This is a genomic window from Streptomyces sp. SirexAA-E (assembly GCF_000177195.2).
Taxonomy (GTDB): domain Bacteria; phylum Actinomycetota; class Actinomycetes; order Streptomycetales; family Streptomycetaceae; genus Streptomyces; species Streptomyces flavovirens.
Window position 1 is genome coordinate 660,538 of record NC_015953.1, and the last position, 17,753, is coordinate 678,290.

Annotated in this window: 12 protein-coding genes and 2 pseudogenes; 8 read left to right on the forward strand and 6 right to left on the reverse strand. The window is 71.3% G+C overall.

Annotated elements, in window-relative coordinates:
- The first annotated feature begins 116 nt into the window (after positions 1–116).
- From SACTE_RS02840 to SACTE_RS02850, 3 genes are all read left to right on the forward strand, one after another.
- A complete protein-coding gene (locus SACTE_RS02840; protein ID WP_014044521.1) occupies positions 117–1,619 on the forward strand; it encodes a multicopper oxidase domain-containing protein in 1,503 nt (500 codons plus the stop codon).
- Between the two features lie 90 nt (positions 1,620–1,709).
- Entirely contained in the window at positions 1,710–2,405 is a 696-nt protein-coding gene (locus SACTE_RS02845) for an SRPBCC family protein (protein ID WP_014044522.1), read from the forward strand.
- Between the two features lie 141 nt (positions 2,406–2,546).
- Positions 2,547–5,252 carry a LuxR family transcriptional regulator gene (locus tag SACTE_RS02850; protein WP_014044523.1) on the forward strand — a complete coding sequence of 902 codons (2,706 nt, stop codon included), beginning with the start codon at positions 2,547–2,549 and terminating at the stop codon, positions 5,250–5,252.
- A 240-nt stretch (positions 5,253–5,492) separates the two neighbouring features.
- Here SACTE_RS02850 and SACTE_RS02855 read toward each other — a convergent pair whose 3' ends face one another.
- Positions 5,493–5,894, reverse strand: a complete 402-nt coding sequence (locus SACTE_RS02855; RefSeq protein ID WP_014044524.1) for an FKBP-type peptidyl-prolyl cis-trans isomerase — start codon at positions 5,892–5,894, stop codon at positions 5,493–5,495.
- Positions 5,895–6,505: 611 nt separating this feature from the next.
- Here SACTE_RS02855 and SACTE_RS02860 point away from each other — a divergent pair.
- A complete protein-coding gene (locus SACTE_RS02860; protein WP_014044525.1) occupies positions 6,506–7,567 on the forward strand; it encodes an acyl-CoA desaturase in 1,062 nt (353 codons plus the stop codon).
- A 90-nt stretch (positions 7,568–7,657) separates the two neighbouring features.
- Here SACTE_RS02860 and SACTE_RS32825 read toward each other — a convergent pair.
- A pseudogene (locus SACTE_RS32825) lies at positions 7,658–7,945 on the reverse strand (helix-turn-helix domain-containing protein); the annotation flags it as partial.
- A gap of 700 nt (positions 7,946–8,645) precedes the next feature.
- Here SACTE_RS32825 and SACTE_RS02875 point away from each other — a divergent pair.
- Positions 8,646–9,257: a hypothetical protein gene (locus SACTE_RS02875; RefSeq protein WP_014044526.1), complete on the forward strand. Its 612-nt coding sequence runs from the start codon at positions 8,646–8,648 to the stop codon at positions 9,255–9,257.
- A 102-nt stretch (positions 9,258–9,359) separates the two neighbouring features.
- On the opposite strand, the pseudogene SACTE_RS02880 reads toward SACTE_RS02875, so the two are convergent.
- The 3 genes and pseudogenes from SACTE_RS02880 to SACTE_RS02890 form a co-directional block, all read right to left on the reverse strand.
- Positions 9,360–9,629: pseudogene (locus tag SACTE_RS02880) on the reverse strand (IS5/IS1182 family transposase); the annotation flags it as partial.
- A gap of 407 nt (positions 9,630–10,036) precedes the next feature.
- Complete coding sequence (locus SACTE_RS02885) at positions 10,037–10,246, reverse strand: hypothetical protein (RefSeq protein WP_141708029.1); 210 nt, start codon at positions 10,244–10,246, stop codon at positions 10,037–10,039.
- A gap of 161 nt (positions 10,247–10,407) precedes the next feature.
- On the reverse strand, positions 10,408–10,830 hold the full coding sequence (locus SACTE_RS02890; protein ID WP_014044528.1) for a YjbQ family protein: 423 nt from the start codon (positions 10,828–10,830) through the stop codon (positions 10,408–10,410).
- A 93-nt stretch (positions 10,831–10,923) separates the two neighbouring features.
- Here SACTE_RS02890 and SACTE_RS02895 point away from each other — a divergent pair, with 93 nt between their 5' ends.
- Positions 10,924–12,000, forward strand: a complete 1,077-nt coding sequence (locus tag SACTE_RS02895) for an NAD(P)-binding domain-containing protein (RefSeq protein WP_014044529.1) — start codon at positions 10,924–10,926, stop codon at positions 11,998–12,000.
- A gap of 159 nt (positions 12,001–12,159) precedes the next feature.
- Here SACTE_RS02895 and SACTE_RS02900 read toward each other — a convergent pair whose 3' ends face one another.
- Positions 12,160–13,977: an ABC transporter ATP-binding protein gene (locus tag SACTE_RS02900; RefSeq protein WP_026359044.1), complete on the reverse strand. Its 1,818-nt coding sequence runs from the start codon at positions 13,975–13,977 to the stop codon at positions 12,160–12,162.
- A gap of 126 nt (positions 13,978–14,103) precedes the next feature.
- Here SACTE_RS02900 and SACTE_RS02905 point away from each other — a divergent pair, with 126 nt between their 5' ends.
- Together SACTE_RS02905 and SACTE_RS02910 are read left to right on the forward strand one after the other, a co-directional pair.
- Complete coding sequence (locus tag SACTE_RS02905; protein ID WP_014044531.1) at positions 14,104–14,550, forward strand: MarR family transcriptional regulator; 447 nt, start codon at positions 14,104–14,106, stop codon at positions 14,548–14,550.
- A 45-nt stretch (positions 14,551–14,595) separates the two neighbouring features.
- Positions 14,596–17,535 carry an FAD-binding and (Fe-S)-binding domain-containing protein gene (locus SACTE_RS02910; RefSeq protein WP_014044532.1) on the forward strand — a complete coding sequence of 980 codons (2,940 nt, stop codon included), beginning with the start codon at positions 14,596–14,598 and terminating at the stop codon, positions 17,533–17,535.
- Positions 17,536–17,753: the final 218 nt, after the last annotated feature.

Genomic DNA, 17,753 nt, shown 5'->3' on the forward strand with positions numbered 1-17,753 from the left:
GCGCGGGCGTCCGCTCGGTCGCGACCGGCCCCGCTGCCCTGCGTACACGCGGGACCCCTGGGTCTACGTAATTCATGCCGACGCGAAGGATCCGTCCGCGCCGGGACGGTGTCCCTATGAAACGACGCACAGCGCTGAAGGCACTCGGCTTCGGCATCGGGGGCGCGGCCGTCCTCACCGGCGGTGGCTACGGTGTCTACTACGCCGCCGCGAAGCAGGACACGGTCGGCGAGGTCACCTTCGACACGGCCCTGTCGGTCCCGCCGCTGGCGGAGTCGACGGTCGACTCCACGGGTACCCGGGTCCTCACGCTCGGCATCCGGTCGGGCAGGACCCGGTTCAAGGCCGGGTCGGCCACCCGCACCTGGGGCGTGAACGGTACCTACCTCGGTCCGACGATCCGCGCACGGCGCGGCGAGCGGGTCGAGTTCGCCGTGCACAACGGCCTGGACCGGGAGACCTCGATCCACTGGCACGGGATGCACCTGCCCGCGGCCATGGACGGCGGACCGCACCAGACCGTCGCGGCCGGAGAGACCTGGCGACCAGGGTGGACGATCGATCAGCCCGCCGCGTCGCTCTGGTACCACCCGCACGTACACGGCTCGACCGCCGACCACATGTACCGGGGCCTGGCCGGACTGTTCATCGTCGACGACGAGGACTCCGAGGCGTCGACGCTGCCGTCCGAGTACGGCGTCGACGACCTCCCGATGGTCGTTCAGGACCGTGCGTTCGACGGGGACAACCAGTTCCGGGAGCGGGTGCCGCTGGGCGGCTCGCTGGGCGTGATCGGCGACGAGGTGCTCGTCAACGGCACGATCGGCCCGTACGTCGACGTCACGACCGAGCTCGTACGGCTGCGGCTCCTCAACGGCTCCAACGCCCGCCTGTACCACTTCGGGTTCTCCGACGACCGGACGTTCTCGCTCGTGGCCACCGACGGCGGTCTGCTCGCCAGACCGTGGAACACCGAGCGCCTGTACCTCTCACCGGGGGAACGCGCCGAGATCGTGGTCGCCTTCAAGCCGGGAGAACGGGTCGAACTGCGCTCCTACCCGTCCGAGTACGGCGGCACCCTGGGACGGGTCGACGGCTTCGACGACCGTCTCGACATCTGCCAGTTCCGGGCCGCGGCCACCCTGTCCGACGGCGCCGGCATACCTGCCTCGCTCGGAATCGCGCCGGACCTCGCCGGCGAAGAGGTCGCGCGAGAACGCTCCTTCGTACTCGCCTCGGACCGGATCAACAGCCGGTCGATGGCGATGGACCGCATCGACTTCGGTGTCCGCGAGGGCACCGTCGAGGTGTGGGACGTGGTCAACGACAACGGGTTCCTGCACAACTTCCACGTCCACGACGTGCGGTTCCAGGTGCTGGCGGTCGACGGCGGGAAGCCGGAACCACACCTGCGCGGCTGGAAGGACACCGTCCTGCTGGCACAGGGAAAGCACTACCGGCTGGCGATGCGCTTCCACGGCCACACCGACCCGAACACCCCGTACATGTACCACTGCCACCTCTTGCGGCACGAGGACGACGGAATGATGGGCCAGTTCGTCGTCCTGGGCGAGGGCGAGAAGGTCGGCGCGGTGCCGCGGTCACACCACCACTCCTGACATCTCCACCGCCTCTCCGGCACCTCCACCGCCACTCGGCATCTCCGCCGCCCTCCGGCATCTCCACCACGACGAGAGACAAGGATCTCCATGCACATCTCCGCCTCCCCGCGTCACCCCGCCAGGAAGGCCGCCGCGACGGTCGCCGCGGCCGTGGCCCTGTCCATCGCCCTCCGCGGTTGCGCCTCCGGCGACTCCGGGCCAGGGACCCAGGACGCCAGGACCCCCGCCGCTTCCGCCACCGGGGCGGCCGGACAGGCCCAGGACGACCGGTGCGGCGGGAGGAGCACGGACTCCGGGGCGGCCGTCACCCGCTCTGCCGACATCGACATCGACGCTCCCGCCGAACAGGTCTGGGACGTGCACACCGACGTCGTGAGGTGGAAGGAGTGGCAGGACGCGGTCCTGACCGTCGAACGCCTCGACTCCGGCGCCTTCTCCTCCACGTCCCGGTTCCGGTGGACCACGCCCGTCCCCGCGTCGGAATTCGCTCCGGCGGACACCCTGACGATCACGTCGGGCGTCAAGCACGTGGAGTCCGGCAGGTGCGTGATCTGGGAAGGGCCCGCGAAGGGCAAGGCGATCACCATCGACAAGGGAACACACCTCTGGATCTTCACCAAGACCGACAAGGGCACCCACGTACACACCCAGGAGTCCTGGGACGCCCCGCTGTTGGACTCGCTGCAAGGCGCCGACCGTGACGCCGTCGCCGACATGCTGGGCGGAGGGCTGGAGGTCTGGCTCCAGGCGCTGAAGGCCGAAGTCGAGGCCCCGGCGAACTGACGGCCGTACCGCGCCGCCCTGTACGGCGGAGCCGACGACGCCCCGGGCCGTCCGGACGGCCCTGGGACGGCTCGACGACCCCGCGGCCGACTCGGTGCCCTCGGGCCGGGGCGATGACCTGCGCGCTGTAGCCTACGCGCTGTGCGAACGTCGGCTCCTCCTCACGGTCCCCTGCTCGGCAGGCAGTTGGAGACACGGCGCCTCCGCGAGCTGATCGGGGCGGCACGGACGGGCCGGGGCGGCGCTCTGGTCCTGCGTGGTGAGGCGGGGATCGGCAAGAGCACGCTGCTGGAGCATGTGGAAGAGGCCGCGTCCGGATTCCGTGTACTCCGCGCGGGTGGGTCCGAGCTCGAGGCGGAGCTGCCGTTCGCCGCACTGCACCAGCTCTGCCTTCCGGTGCTGGGGCATCTGACCGGGCTGCCCGCCGAACACCGCCGGGCGCTCCGGGTCGCCTTCGACCTGGCGTCCGGGACACCGGACGTGTTCCGGGTGGGCCTGGCGACCCTGGGGCTGCTGAACGCAGCGGGCCAGGAGCGCCCGGTGCTCTGTGTGGTCGACGACGCGCACTGGCTCGACGCGGCCTCGTCGAAGGCACTGGCGTTCCTCGCCCGGCGCGTCTCCGCCGAGTCGGTCGCCATGGTGCTGGCCGTCCGGCTGCCGTACGAGGCAGGCGAACTGGACGTCCTGCCGAGCCTGGGCGTCGGCGGGCTGAGCGACGCCGACGCACGGGCGCTGCTCGCCGCGCAGAGCCACGAGACGCTCGACGAACAGGTGCGTGACCGGCTCGTGGCCGAGGCGCGGGGCAATCCCCTGGCCCTGCTCGCCCTGCCCAGAGCCGGTGGGTTCGCCCCGCCGCGACTCACCCCGGTACCGACCCGGGTCGGACAGCAATTCAGGGCCACGCTCTCCGGCCTGCCCGCGCAGGCGCGGCTCCTGCTCACCATCGCCGGCGCCGACCCGACCGGCGACCCCGGGCTGCTCTGGCCCGCCGCGCGTCGTCTGGACATCGACCTGCCGGCCGCCGGTGCGGCCGCCACCGCGACCGGACTGGTCGAGTTCGGCACCCGGGTGCGCTTCTACCACCCCTTGGCCAGGGCCGCGGCGTACGACGCCGCCGCGGCGGGCGAACGGCTGCTGGCCCATCGCGTGCTCGCCGACGTCACCGACCCGGTCGCCGACCCCGACCGGCGCGCGTGGCATCGCGCCCAGGCCGCCGCCGCCCCCGACGAGGACGTCGCCGCCGAGCTGGAGCGCTCGGCGTCCCGGGCACAGGCGCGTGGTGGTGCGGTGGCCACGGCCGCCTTCCTCGAACGCGCCGCGGAGTTGTCGCTCGACGCCGCACAGCGGATCGAACGGACCCTCGCTGCCACGCGCGCCCACCTCGACGCGGGTGCCACCGACAAGGCGGCCACGCTGCTCAGGACAGCCGAGAGCGCGGGGCTCGACGAGCTCCAGCAGGCGGAGACCGACCTGCTGCGGGGCCGGATCGCCCTGGTCCGGGTCGACGACAGCGAGGGCCCGGCATGGATGCTGCGTGCCGCGCGGCGGCTCGCGCCCCTGGATCCCGAGCGCTCCCGGGAGAGCTACCTGGAAGCCCTCGAGTCGAGTCTGCTCGTGGGACGCGCGAACGGTGTCATGGACGCGGTCCTCGCCGAGGCGGGATCCGCGCCGCCGCACCCACCGGACATCCTGGACGCGCTGGACATCCTGACCACGAACGGGCACCGGGCAGCCGTACCCCTGATCAAGGAGGCCCTCGACGGGGCGGAGGGTCCCCTCTGGACCCGGCACCCCGCGCTCGGGATCATCCTCGCGGCCGAGCTGTGGGACCCGGACACCCATACGCGGGTCATCGAGTGGCTCCTGAAATCCGGCCGTGAGTCGGGATCGCCGCTCGTCCTGCGGCTCGGTCTCGCGCAGGCCGCCTCCGCCGCCGCGCTCACCGGCGACCTCGACGGAGCCATGGCCGCGATCGCCGAGGAGGAGGCGATCGCCGACGCGACCGGTGCGCCTCCGATCATCTACCACCGGCTGCAGTTGGCCGCGATGCGCGGACGCCGCGAGGAGGCGTCCGCGCTGTTCGAAGCCGTCATGACGACGGCCACCGCCACGGGGCAGGTGGTGTCCAACGTCCACTGGGCGAGCGCCGTGCTCAACAACGGCCTGGCCGACTACCAGGAGGCGCTGGCCGCCGCACGCCGTGCCACCGCGGACGGGGAACTCTTCACCGCGGGGTTCGCCTTGCCGGAGCTGGTGGAGGCCGCCGTACGGTGCGGCGAACACGCCACCGCCGTCGCCGCGCTGGAGTCGCTGACCGAGCGCACCGAGGCCTGCGGAACCCCCTCGGGCCTGGGGATCGCCGCCTACGCGCGAGCGCTGGTGACGGGAGAGGAGAACGACTACCGGGAAGCGGTCGCCCACCTCACCGACACACCGATGCTCCCGTACCGGGCCAGGGCCCACCTCCTGTACGGGGAATGGCTGCGGCGGCAGGGCCGGAGGCAGGACTGCCGGCCGCACCTGCGCACCGCGCACGAGCTGTTCTCCGGCGCCGGGCTCGAGGCGTTCGGCCGGCGCGCGGCCGACGAACTGCGCGCCACGGGCGAGACGGCGCGCAGCCGCACCGGTCACGCCCGCGACCAGCTGACCATGCAGGAGCTGCACATAGCGCGGCTGGTCGCCACCGGCGCGACGTCGAAAGAGGTGGCCGCCCGGCTGTTCCTCAGCCCACGGACCGTGGACACCCACCTGCGCAACATCTACCGGAAGCTGGGCATCAACTCCCGCAGGCAGCTCAGGGACCGGCCCGACTTGCGGCCTGCCGACCAAGGGCTGTCCGCAACGTAGCACCGTCCGCCCGGAGAACGGGTCCGGCGGGGATGTCGGACGCCGCTGAGTTCGAGCGCGCTCCGACGGCGCGACGCAGAGTGGTCCGCAGAAGCCTGGTCTCACCGCTTGCCCTCACCGGTGCTGCCCGCCGCTGGGGCCCGAGCGGTTCCGGCTCCGGCTGTTCACCGCCACCGCCCGCCTGGTGAACACCGGGCATCGCCTGCTGTACCTCACGTGCCGGGATCCGGGACCGGCCGGTCAAACCGAGCCTCGCTCCGGCGGGCCCACCACCGTGAGCAGGTCCACGACGAAGAGCAGCGTCGAGCCCGCCGGGATCAACGGGGAGGGTGACTGCCTGCCGTATCCGAGACGCGGGGGAACGATGATCTCGCGTCGGCCGCCGACCCTCATGCCCCTTACCCCCCGGTCCCAGCCCTTGATGACCTTGCCACCGCCCACGGCGAACTTGAACGGCCGGTCCCGCTCCCAGGAGGAGTCGAACTCCTTCCCGGACGCGAGCGTGACCCCTACGTAGTGAACCTGGACCACGTTGCCCGGCTGCGCCTCGGCCCCCTCCCCGACCACGAGGTCCCGGATCGTCAACTCGGTGGTCGTGACACCCTCCGGAACCACGATCACGGGCTTCGTCAGTTCACTCATCACGGTCCCATCGCTCGCCACCGGAACGGCTCGTACGGGCCGACCGGACACATGGGCATTCCATGCGGCAGGCGGTCACGCTACGGCAATGCCCGTGCCTCAAGGTGCACCCCGGCCGCCGGAGCCGGGTCGGGGACCGAAGGAGCGTACGGCCGGAGCAGCAGGTCGCCCTGCCGCTGGGGAGGTGGCAGCAGGGCGCCCGTACCGGAGCCCTCACCTCTTCGTTGCCACGTTGCCCGGCAGGGGCGTGGCCCGATTCCGGCCACACTCGGTCCCTACATCGCCTTGTGTACCCTAAAGTCAGGACGCCCCGGCGCATGGCTGCTCTTCCCGGACCTTGGGGGAAGTACTGGCGTCCGCGCCGACTTTGTGACGCGCGCTGAATGCCAGTGCTGTGCCGGCACAGTGTGGAACCGATCTGTTGGACGCCTCGCCACGGCGGCGTCGCAGATGCAATCCCCCTACCGCCCCGACCCGACTCCGTGTACGGCGTGCCGTTGTGACGTCGTCCGCGCGCGGGCCGGCGCCGGAAAACGAGGCATCATGCCGACCACTCGTCCTCCTTCGACGACCGTCCGTCCCCGCTCCGTTCGCGAACGACAGGACCGACGATGACCACAGACACGACGCGATACGCGAGCGACACCGCACCGGTTCGGGAACGACGCGCGGGCAGTGACTTCTCGCGTCTCTCCAAGCAGATCAAGGATGCCGGGCTGCTGCGGCGTCGCCCCTTCTACTACGGCGTGCGCATGGCGCTGGTGACCGCGGCCTACGCGGTCGGCTGGCTGGCCTTCGTGACGGTCGGCGACAGCTGGTGGACGCTGCTCCCCGCGGTGTTCCTCGCTGCGGTCTTCGGGCAGGTCGCACTCGTCGCGCACGACGTCGGTCACCGTCAGGTGTTCCGACGTAGCCGTTCGAGCGCGCTGATCGGGCGGCTCGCCGCCAACATGGGGATCGGCATGGGGTACGGCTGGTGGCAGGACAAGCACTCCCGCCACCACGCGAACCCCAACCACGAAGAGCTCGACCCGGACGTGGCGCCCGACATCCTGGTCTGGAGTCAGGCCCAGGCCCGCAAGGCGACCGGCCTGCCCCGCATGCTCGGCAAGGTACAGGCGTATCTGTTCTTCCCGCTGCTGACGCTGGAGGGCTTCAACCTGCACGTCTCGGGGATGCGAGCGCTGGCGGACCGCAGCCTCAAGCAGCGCCGGATCGAAGGAACTCTGCTCGTCGCTCACTTCGTCCTGTATCTCGGCGCGCTGTTCCTCGTGCTGTCCCCGGGGAAGGCCGTGGTGTTCCTCGTCGTGCACCAGTGCCTGTTCGGGGTCTACCTGGGAGCCATCTTCGCCCCGAACCACAAGGGAATGCCCACGCTCACCGGCGGCGACCGGCCCGACTTCCTGCGCAGGCAGGTCCTCACTTCCCGCAATGTACGCGGAAACTGGTTCACGGACGTGGTGCTGGGCGGACTGAACTACCAGATCGAGCACCACCTGTTCCCGAGCATGCCCTCGCCGAATCTGCGCAAGGCACAGCTCCTCGTGCACCGTTACTGCGACGAGCTGGGCGTGGCCTACCTCCAGACCTCGCTCATCGCCTCCTACGGGCAGGCGCTCAGGAGTCTGCACAAGGCAAGCAGCCCGCTGCGGCAGCAGTCGCGTCTCGTCTGACGCCAGTGACACCGAAGGTGCGACCGCCCCCTGACGAAGCGGGCGCAGACGGCCCGACGTCACTCCGAGGCAGTGCGGAGTGACACGGCATCACGTCTCGAGCCGGCCGGGCGCATGCCGGCTCAGCAGGTCGCCCATCGCGTCGCGGATGTGCGCCGGCCCGCTCCCACGCTCTTGCGCGCCGCCCGGCGACAGCCGCCGTGTGATCCGGTCGAAAAGCTCCGCCAGCGGCTCGCCGGCGTCCCTGCCGAACTCGGTCAGCCCATAGGTGACCTGAGGCGGCGCCGTCGGCTCGACCTCCGGCCGGACCAGGCCGTCCTGGACAAGCGCCCGCAGGGTCTGGGCGAGCATCTTCTCGCTGATGCCGCGTAGTTGGTGTGAGAAGGCGTTGTCGTACCGAGCTTGATGGACGTGTTCCCCAGGTCAGGCATGACGTCGGGGCCGGCGAGGCTGACTCAGCCTATCGTTCTCTCTCGTCGGTGAGGTGCCTGATGGCGTCGGTCGTAAGGTTGTTGGAGGGCCGCGAGCCGGCCGCGCGCGTGCGCGTGGAGGGATCGCGGGAGGAAGCGGACCGAGTACTGGCCGAGCTCGCCCAGGCGGAGACGGTGGCAGGAATGGCTGATCGCCCAGCAGCGCGTGGACGAGGACTTGTCCGCGCCCCGGCGCTCTGAGACGGGAGCAGTCGGTCCCGTCTCGGTCGAGAACTCGTGTGTGCCGGAGCCAGTGGCGGCGACCGAGGTTCCGTCCGTCGGGACGCCCGCGCTGAGGGCCGCGCCGGCGGGTGCAATCGTGCCGGTGTGGCGGCCCGCGCCGACCGCGGATGTGCTTGCAGTGGACCACCAGCGAATCCTTGCCGCCCTGGCGGAACGCCGCACGAAGGAGGACGGCGGTGATGACGTGCCAGGAGATCGCCGGCGTACTCGGGCTGACGCCGGGGCCGGCCGGTGTGGAAGGGGTACGGTCGAAGATGAAGCGCCTTGTGGACCGCGGCTGGGCAACCGAGCTGACCCCTGGCCGGTTCACCCTCGCCGACGGGCCATCCCGCGGCTCATGAGCATTGAGACAAGGGAAGTTCTCCATGGACGGCAAGCCCCCACTGTGCGTCGTGATCACCGGGCCTTCCGCCGCCGGGAAGTCGACGTTGGCGGGCGCCATCCAGGAGCACGCCCGTGAGCCCCTGCTGCGCTTCGGAGTGGACGAGCTTTACCAAATGGTTCCCGGACAATGGGCCGGTGGCGTTGCAGATGCCCGATGCGCTGAACGCGGTTTCACCTACCAGGATGTTCCGTCCATGCCTGGAGCGCGCCGGATCAACAACGGTGTCGACGCCATTGCCATGCTCCACGCGATGAACGCGGGGATCGTGGGAATTCTCAGCGCCGGCGTCGGTGTGATCGTCGACGGTCAGGCGTTCGAGCCCGTCGTCAACACAGACCTCGAAGGCCGACTCCTGGACTTGCGTGCACGGGGGCTGGCCCGGGTCGCCTTCATCGAGCTCGCGGTCGACGACGAGCCGCTGGCTGACCGGCAGCGCCGCCACTCTCATCCGGTCGGCCTTTCACTGCATCAGAACAGCCTGCCCAAGCAGGCCACCAAACCCGACCTGGTCGTCGAGACGAGCGGTATGTCGGCCGCCGAGGTGGCCGCGTTCGTGTGCCGTTGGCTCGAAAAGGAGTATCTGGAGGTGTGACCGCAGGCGTACCGGCCACACCTCGTCTCTGCTCGGTGCAGACCAACCTGATCAGCCATGATCTGCTCGGTCAACGCGACAACGTATCGGCCCTGCGCCGGTTCACGCTCGCCGATGGGCCGGCCTGCGGCTCATGAGCATGGTCATCGACCACATGACCATCCACTCGTGGACGGTGGGCAGCGTCTCGTAGTCGCGTACCAGCCGGCGCGAGCGGAACAACCACGCGCACGTCCGCTCCACGCACCAGCGCCTCGGCAGCACCATGAACCCCGATACGTCGTCCGAGCGTGTGACGATCTGCACGGTGAGCTGGAGTTCTTCCTTTGTCCAGATGACCAGGCGGCCTGTGTAGCCGCCGTCGGCCCACACCGGGCAACCGAGTTGGCTTGCACCGGCACGGACCCACGAGGCCGCGACACAAGGGCCTCCTGTTCAGGTCGTTCGGACTTCGACAATTCCGAACTGGACAGGTGGCCCCGCCTTCATGCCTGCCGGATCCGAAGGTCACGCGACCGAGTCACTGCTCTCGAACTGGCGCCCGGCAAGGTCGGTGAGACAACGGCTTCTTAAGGGGGACCCGCCTCCTCCCGGTCAGGAAAGGAGGCTGCGGCCGGTTTCGTGCAGGAGCTGCGCGAAACCGTCGGTGGAGTGCCGTGCAAGAGACTCCAGCACCCCGTCGAGGGTCAAGGAGTCGCCGTATACCTGCGACTGCGGCATCTCGAGGAAAGCTTCGAGACCGATGGTGGGGCTGTAGGAGGCGCGGGAAGCTGCGGATGTCAGGTCGTCGCGGGCATGTTGCCGGCGCCCTTCGGAGCCGCGTCGTAGGTGCAAGAGCCGCTGCGCCTCCAGTTCACCGGCGCGAGAAAGCCGGTAGAGGTTCCCTTGCGGAACACGAATCGCCGCTCCGACTGGCCCTTGCCGACGAGGTCGTTCAGATCAGCACGGAGCCTGAGCGGGCACGGCGCCGCCACCTCGACCGGTGACACCACCGCATGCGAGTCGGACCTCGCCACCGACCACTCGGGCCCGTTTCCTCGCACCCGTGGCATCGGCATCCAGGACCGCTCGCGCGACCACGGTCAGAGCCGGGCGGGCTCTCACTCGGTACGGCCGGACATCACCCGGGAAGTAGCGACCGCCCCCGGAGCTACCCGAGGAACGACAACCGCACCTGCCGCTCCGCGTTGTCGACGTTCGTGTCGACCAGGCAGACCGACTGCCACGTCCCCAGTTCCAGCCGCCCCCCGATCACCGGCAGCGTGGCGTGCGGCGGTACCAGGGCAGGCAGGACGTGGTCGCGGCCGTGGCCAGGGTGGCCGTGGCGGTGGCGCCAGCGGTCGTCGGCGGGGAGCAGGTCCTTCAGCGCCGCGAGGAGGTCGTCGTCGCTGCCGGCGCCGGTCTCCAGGATCGCGATCCCCGCGGTCGCGTGCGGGACGAAGATGTTGAGCAGGCCGTCCCTGCCCTCGGCGGCTCGGGTGAGGAACTGTTCGCAGTCGCCCGTCAGGTCGGTGACCGTCTCGGTCCGTCCGGTCGTGAGGCTCAGCAGGTGCGTGGCGAAGGAATCAGACATGGCCCCATTCTGGCTCCACCGCCTGTCCGGGCGTGGCTCCGGCGGGGCCGGGCCGCCGGGAAGATCCGGGCGCAGGACAGAGTTGGTAGAAGAGTGAACAACTTTGGGGCGCGTGAGCTGGACGTGGTCGTGATCGGCGCGGGGCAGGCGGGGCTGTCCGCCGCGTATCACCTGCGGCGCGCCGGATCCGAGCCGGACCGCGACTTCGTCGTCCTCGACCACGCCCCCCGGCCGGGCGGCGCCTGGCAGTTCCGGTGGCCCTCACTGACGTACGGCAAGGTGCACGGCATGCACTCCCTGCCCGGCATGGAGCTGACGGACGCCGATGACAGCCGCCCCTCGTCCGAGGTCATCGGTGCCTACTTCGCGGCGTACGAACGCCGATTCGGACTGCGGGTGCACCGGCCGGTCGAGGTGAGCGCCGTGCGCCAGGGCGAGGGCGGGCGGCTGCTCGTCGAGACCTTGGAGGGTGCGTACGCCCCGCGCGCGCTGATCAACGCGACGGGCACCTGGGACCGGCCGTTCTGGCCGCGCTACCCGGGCCAGGAGACCTTCCGGGGGCGGCAGCTGCACACCGCGGACTATCCAGGGCCGGAGGAGTTCGCCGGTCTGCGGGTGGTCGTGGTCGGCGGTGGCGCCTCGGGTACCCAGCATCTGATGGAGATCGCGGAGGTGGCGGCCGCGACGTACTGGGTGACCCGCCGGCCCCCGGTGTTCCACGAGGGGCCGTTCGGCCAGGAACAGGGGCGGGCCGCCGTCGCGATGGTGGAGGAGCGGGTACGGCGCGGGCTGCCGCCGCAGAGCGTGGTGAGCGTGACCGGGCTTCCGCTGAACGACACCGTCCGGCGCGCCCGCGAGCAGGGCGTGCTCGACCGGCTCCCCATGTTCGAGCGGATCACGAAGGACGGGGTGGCGTGGGCCGACGGCCGTACGGCCGAGGCCGACGTGATCCTGTGGGCGACCGGTTTCCGGCCCGCGGTCGACCATCTGGCGCCGCTGAGGCTCCGCGAGCCCGGGGGCGGCATCCGCGTCGAGGACACCCGGGCCGTACGGGACCCACGGGTGCACCTGGTCGGGTACGGGCCGTCCGCCAGCACGGTCGGCGCCAACCGGGCGGGGCGCGCCGCGATCCGTTCGGTCGGGCGGCTGCTGGACCGCGTGCCCGCCTGAACCGGTCGTAGGACGAGCGGGGCGTACGGCGACGGCCGCGTGCGGTCCTGCCGGGCCCGCCGGCTGCCGACGCCCGGCACCCTCCACACCCGGCACCCGGCAACCGGCCTCCACGCACTCGCGGATGCGGTCACGGCCCCATGGGGTGGGGCCGCGCCGTCAGGTGACCGCGGGGGCCGGGGCGGGGGCCGTGCTGCCGTCGCGGCGGAGCAGCGCGGCGTACCGGCCGTCCTGTTCGACGAGTTCCTCGTGGGTGCCGCGCTCGGCGGCGCGGCCGCCGTCCAGGACGACGATCTGGTCGGCGTCGCGGACGGTGGAGAGGCGGTGGGCGATGGTCAGGGTGGTGCGGCCCGCCGACAGCGCGTCGATCGCCTGCTGCACGGCGTGTTCCGTACGGGTGTCGAGGGCGCTGGTCGCCTCGTCGAGGATGAGGACGGGCGGGTCCCGCAGGATGGTGCGGGCGATGGCCAGCCGCTGCTTCTCGCCGCCCGAGAAGCGGTGACCGCGTTCGCCGACCAGGGTGTCGTAGCCGTCGGGCAGGGACGCGATGTGCTCGTGGATCTGGGCGGCGCGCGCCGCGGCCTCGATCTCCTCGGAGGTGGCGTCCGGCTTGGCGAAGCGGAGGTTCTCCGCGACGGAGGCGTGGAAGAGGTAGGTCTCCTGGGAGACCACACCGACGGCCCGGGCCAGGGTGTCGAAGTCCAGGTCCCGGACGTCGACGCCGTCGAGGGTGACCCGGCCGCCGGTGACGTCGTACAGCCGCGGCACCAGATAGCTCAGCGTGGACTTCCCGGAACCGGTGGGCCCGACGACCGCCAGGCTGTGTCCGGCCGGCACGGTCACGTCGATGCCGCTCAGGGTCGGAGCGGACTGCCCGTCGTAGCTGAAGGTGACGTCCTCGAAGGCGATCTCACCGCGGACCTTCTCCAGCCGGACGGGCTTCTCGGGCTCGGTGATGTCCACGTCGAGATCGAGGTACTCGAAGATCCGCTGGAAGAGGGCGAGGGACGTCTGCATCTGCACGCCGGTGGAGAGCAGGCTCACGGCCGGGCGGAAGAGGCCCTGCTGGAGCGAGACGAAGGCGACCAGGGTGCCGAGGGAGACCGATGTCACGCCGGAGCGGAGGGTGAGGCCGGCCGCCCAGTAGATGACGGCGGGCATGGCCGCCATGACGATGCCGATGGTGGACATGCGCCAGCGGCCCGCCATGCTGGAACGCACCTCCAGGTCGACCAGCCGCTCCGACTCCTCGGCGAACGCCTTGGTGAGCGAGTCCGAGCGGCCCATGGTGCGGCCGAGCAGGATGCCGCTGACCGAGAGCGACTCGGTGACCGTGGCCGCCATCGCGGCCATCTGCTTCTGGCGCTGGGTGGTGATCTTCTTGCGCTCCTGGCCGACGCGGCGGCTGATCCACACGAAGACGGGCAGCAGGAGCAGCGAGACGACGGTGAGCCGCCAGTCCAGCGCGAGCATGGCGACCACGGTGGCGATGACCGCGGTGAGGTTGGAGACCAGCGAGGTCGCGGTCGAGGTGACCGTCGCCTGCATCCCGCCGATGTCGTTGGCGATGCGGGACTGGACCTCACCGGTGCGGGTCCTGGTGAAGAAGGCGAGCGGCATGCGCTGGAGCTGGGTGTAGACGGCGGTGCGCAGGTCGTGCATGACCCGCTGGCCGACCGTCGTGGAGATCAGGGTCTGCAGCACGCCGAACACGCTGTTGGTCACGGCCGTGAGGACCATACCGAGCGCGAGCAGCGTGAGCAGCCCCGTGCGCCCCTGCGGGATCGCGGTGTCCAGGATCTCGCGGAGCAGGAACGGGGAGGCGACGGACACCAGCGAGGAGGCGCCGACCAGCAGCCCCACCAGGGCGAGCCTGCCGCGGTAGGGGCGGAAGAGGCGGAAGATGCGGCGCAGCTCGGCGGGCGGCTGGCCGCCGTCCCGCGCGGGGGGTGTCCACAGAGGTTCGTCGGGTTTCATGGGCTCCTTCGACCGGGACGAGGCGGGCGGAAACGGGATCAGGAAGGACAGGGAGCCGGCCTCTTCGAGAGGATAGCTCATTGTTACCTGTACTCACAATGAACAAGGTCCTGTTATTGTTCCCCCATGGACTCCCCCGACTCCGACGGCCTCCTGGCCGAGCAGTTGCTGCGGCTCACGCGCCGGCTCCAGCGCATCCAGAGCAGGCAGCTGGAGCCGATAGGCATCACACCGGCCCAGTTCCGGCTGCTGCGCACCGTCGCGCACTACGACGAGCCGCCCCGGATGGCCGATCTGGCCCTTCGGCTCGACGTCGTGCCGCGCGCGGTGACCACCCTGGTGGACGGTCTGGAGGCGAGCGGCCGCGTCCGCCGCGCCCCGGATCCGACCAACCGTCGGGTGGTCCGCATCGAGATCACCGAGGAGGGCCGTGCGGTGCTGCGCTCCCTGCGCGACGCGCGCAGGGCCGCCGCGCAGGAGATCCTGGCTCCGTTGACCGCCGAACAGCGTGAGGTGCTCGGCGGGCTGCTGACCGCTCTGGTCGACGGGATGCCGGAGCGCCACCACCGCTGAGGCACACGGTGCGGCCGCCGCACCCCGTCGTCGAGGGATCACGAGATGCCGCTGTTCGAGCCGAAGCCCGAAGCCCTCCGCCCGGACACGGCGCGGGAGCCCGCGCCCGACCGGGTGCCCGCCCGCCAGGCGCCGGGCACCCCCGCTCCCCTGCGGGAGGGTCTGGCGGCCCTGCTCGGTCCGGAGAAGGTGCTGTGGAAGATCTCCGACCTCGTGCGGTACGCCTCCGACGCCAGCCCCTACCGCTTCCTGCCCCAGGTCGTGGTGGTCCCGGAGGACATCGACGACGTCTCGGCGGTCCTCTCCTACGCCCACGGACACGGCCGCAACGTGGTCTTCCGGGCCGCCGGCACCAGCCTCAACGGCCAGGCGCAGGGCGAGGACATCCTCGTGGACGTACGCCGCCACTGGACCGGGATCGAGGTGCTGGACGGCGGCACCCGGGCCCGCATCCGCCCCGGGACGACCGTCATGCGGGCCAACGCCGCCCTCGCCCGGCACGGTCGGCTGCTCGGCCCCGACCCGGCCAGCGCGATCGCCTGCACCGTCGGCGGTGTCGTCGCGAACAACGCCTCGGGGATGGCCGCCGGGACGACCCGCAACTCCTACCGCACGGTCGCCTCGCTGACCTTCGTCCTGCCGAGCGGCACGGTGGTCGACACGGGTGACCCGGACGCCGACGGCCTGCTGCGGCGGGCGGAGCCGGATCTCTGCGACGGGCTGCTGGCCCTCAAGTCCGAGATCGAGCGGGACAAGGCGCTGACCGCCCGGATCCGCGCCAAGTACGAGATCAAGAACACCAACGGATACCGCCTCGACGCGTTCCTGGACGGTGCCACGCCCGTCCAGATCCTGCGGGGTCTGATGGTCGGTTCCCAGGGCACCTTCGGGTTCATCTCCGAGGTGGTCTTCGACACCCTGCCCCTGGACCGGTACGTCTCCTCCGCGCTGCTGTTCTTCCCGTCGCTGCCCGCGGCGGCGGCGGCCGTCCCCCGGTTCAACGAGGCGGGTGCCGTAGCCGTGGAGCTGATGGACGGCAACACGCTGCGCGCCTCCGTCAGTGTCCAGGGCGTCCCCGCCGACTGGGCGGGGCTGCCGGCCGGGACGACCGCGCTGCTGGTGGAGTTCCGCGCTCCGGACGAGTCCGCGCTGGCGGCGTACGAGCGGGCGGCGGCGGCCGTCGCGGGGCTCGACCTGGTGGTGCCGGTGCCCTCCGTGACCAACGGGTTCACCCGGGACCCCGGCACCGTCGCCGGGTACTGGAAGGCCCGCAAGGCGTTCGTCACCGCCGTCGGCGGCTCGCGCCCCGCGGGTACGACGCTCATCACGGAGGACTTCGCCGTACCGCCCTCCCGGCTCGCCGAGGCCTGCGAGGCCCTGCTGGAGCTCCAGGAGGTGCACGGCTTCGACGCCGCGGTCGCCGGCCACGCGGCCCACGGGAACCTGCACTTCCTGCTCTCCTTCGACGCCGCGAAGCCGTCCGACGTCGAGCGGTACGCCGCGTTCATGGACGACTTCTGCGCCCTGGTCGTCGAGCGGTTCGACGGGTCGTTGAAGGCGGAACACGCCACCGGCCGCAACATCGCGCCGTTCCTGGAGCTGGAGTGGGGGTCCCGGGCGACGGAGCTGATGTGGCGTACGAAGCAGGTCATCGACCCCGACGGGGTGCTGGCCCCGCGGATCGTGCTGGACCGCGACCCGAAGGCCCATCTGCGCGGCCTCAAGACGATCCCCAAGGTCGAACCGGTCGCCGACCCCTGCATCGAGTGCGGCTTCTGCGAACCGACCTGCCCCAGCGAGGACCTGACCACCACCCCGCGCCAGCGCATCGTGCTGCGCCGCGAGATGATGCGCCAGCCGGACGGCTCCCCCGTGCAGACGGGCCTGCTCGACGCGTACGGGTACGACGCCGTGGACACCTGCGCGGGGGACTCCACCTGCAAGCTGGCCTGCCCCGTCGGCATCGACACCGGCGCGATGATGAAGGACTTCCGCCACCACCGGCACACACCCCGCGAGGAGCGCGTCGCCACGCTCACCGCGAAGCACTTCAAGGCGTTGGAGGCCTCGGCCCGGCTCGCGGTCGCCGCGGCCGACGTCCTGACCGACCGGGTCGGTGACCGGCTGCTGGAGTCCGTGACCCGGCTCGCCCGCAAGGCCGTACGCCCGGACCTGGTGCCGGAGTGGCTGCCCGAGATCCCCGGCGCCGCCCCGCGTCGACTGCCTCCCACGTCGCGCGCCGGTGCGCACGCCGTCTACTACCCGGCCTGCGTGAACCGCATCTTCGCGGGACCCGAGGACGCCGGGGCGCTCTCGCTCGCCGACTCCGTGGTCTCCCTGTCGGCCCGGGCCGGCAGGCCCGTCTGGATCCCCGACGACGTCCGCGGGACGTGCTGCGCGACCATCTGGCACTCCAAGGGGTACCTCGCGGCCAACGCCGTGATGGCCAACCGCATCGTGGAGGCCGCCTGGGGCTGGACCGCGGGCGGCACGCTGCCCCTGGTCGTCGACGCGTCCTCCTGCACCCTGGGCATCGCTCATGAGGTGGTGCCGTACCTCACCGACGACAACAGGGAGTTGCACAGCGAGCTGACCGTCGTCGACTCGCTGGTCTGGGCCGCCGAGGAACTGCTCCCGACGCTGACCGTGTTCCGCACGGTCGGCTCCGCCGTCCTGCACCCCACCTGTTCCATGGAACACCTGGGCGACGTGGCGCAGCTGCGCACGGTCGCCGAGGCCTGCGCCGACGAGGTCGTGATCCCCGACGACGCGGGCTGCTGCGGATTCGCCGGCGACCGCGGCATGCTGCACAAGGAGCTCACCGACTCGGCGACCGCCAAGGAGGGCGCGGAGGTGGCCGCCCGGGAGTACGGCGCCCATCTGTCGGCCAACCGGATGTGTGAGATCGGGATGGACCGGGCCACCGGGCACCGCTACCGCTCCGTGCTCATCGAGCTGGAGCGGGCCACCCGGCCGGTGCTCTGACGGGCGATCAGCGCGTGGGCGTGCCGCCCCAGGCCCGATCGGGCACCGCGGCCGGCCGCGTCCCGCCGTGCCCGATCGCGTGAGGGCTGTCCCGCCAGGTACGACGGGGCAGCCCTCACCCGCGAAAAGTCCATGGTTTGGACGCGGGAGTCCAATCGCTTTCCTTGCGTCGCAACAGCCCCACCGTCCAGGGTCCTTACCGAGGTTCCGACCCGCCG